We start from the raw sequence: 1,303 nt of genomic DNA, 5'->3' as shown, positions 1-1,303 counted from the left end.
TGACCCGTCCTGAATAGCGTTGACACATTTTACTCACGCACAGAGGAAAATGTGATGAACCAGTATGTTAAACGCACACAACGCGATTATTCTCTATCCTTTAAATTAGCCGTCGTCGAACAGGTCGAAAAAGGCGAGATGACTTACCGCCAGGCGCAAGACCGCTACGGTATTCAGGGCAGCCACACGGTTATGAACTGGCTGCGTAAATACGGTCAGCTTGACTGGCGGACCTCCCCTGCCACCAGAACGTGCGGAGACAACATGCCTAAACTCCCTCTGACGCCCGAACAGCGCATTAAGGAACTCGAACAGCAATTGGCTGAATCCGAGGTTAAAGCCCAGTTCTTCGAAGCCGTCGTCAAAGTGATGAATACCGAGTTCGGTGCCACGCTGACAAAAAAGCAGTTAGCCGCCTTATCGCGCAAACACAAACGCCGCGACTCACAGTAACGCGCGCTTGCCGATGGATGGGTATCAGCCGACAGGCGTGGTATCAGTCCCTGCAACGCGAAGCAGGCAGAGAGGAGCTGGCCCGGCATCTCATCGAACAGGTGATGGCTATCCGCTTGCACCAGCCCCGGTTAGGGGCGCGTAAGCTGCATCACCTGTTGCGACGACGCCCCGAACCGGCGTTGCATGTGGGGCGAGACCGGCTGTTCAGTATCCTGCGCTGTGCACGGTTACTGGTGATGCCCAAACGGGCGTATCACAAGACGACGCAGAGTCATCATCGTTTTTATCGCCATCCCAACTTGCTGAAGGCGGGGGATAATCAGGTAATAGCCAGCCGTCCGGAACAAGTATGGGTGGCAGATATCACCTACCTGCCGCTGAGAACGGGAACGGCGTATGTCAGCCTGATAACGGATGCCTGGTCGAGAAAAATCGTGGGGTATCACGTGCATGACAGTCTGCATACACGACATGTCGCCTGCGCGTTCAAAATGGCGCTGGCCAGCAGACGCTCGGCGCTGCCGTTGGTGCATCACTCGGACAGGGGTATCCAGTACTGCTCGCAAGAATATCAGGCGTTACATCAGAAGTATGGTGTCACTTGCTCGATGACGGACGGGTATGACTGTTATCAGAATGCGCTGGCGGAACGGGTAAACGGGATACTTAAAACGGAATACCTGCTCAGCAGGCCAGAAGACATCGCGCAGGCAAGAAAGATGGTCAGAGAATCGGTGAACATCTACAACACACGGCGGCCGCACCTGTCGCTAAAATATAAAACGCCCGATGAGGTTCATCGGGCGTTATCCGGCTGAAAAGTGTCAACCTATATCAGGACTAGTCA

General features: G+C 54.3%; 1 pseudogene. It reads left to right on the top strand.

What is annotated here, in order from left to right:
- The first annotated feature begins 54 nt into the window (after positions 1-54).
- Positions 55-1,300 (top strand): annotated as a pseudogene (locus tag AC1RKG_RS24785) (IS3 family transposase).
- Positions 1,301-1,303 lie beyond the last annotated feature (3 nt).

It is taken from the genome of Serratia sp. GW822-FHT06D09 (genome assembly GCF_058799515.1).
This window is presented reverse-complemented; position numbering and strand designations above follow the sequence as displayed.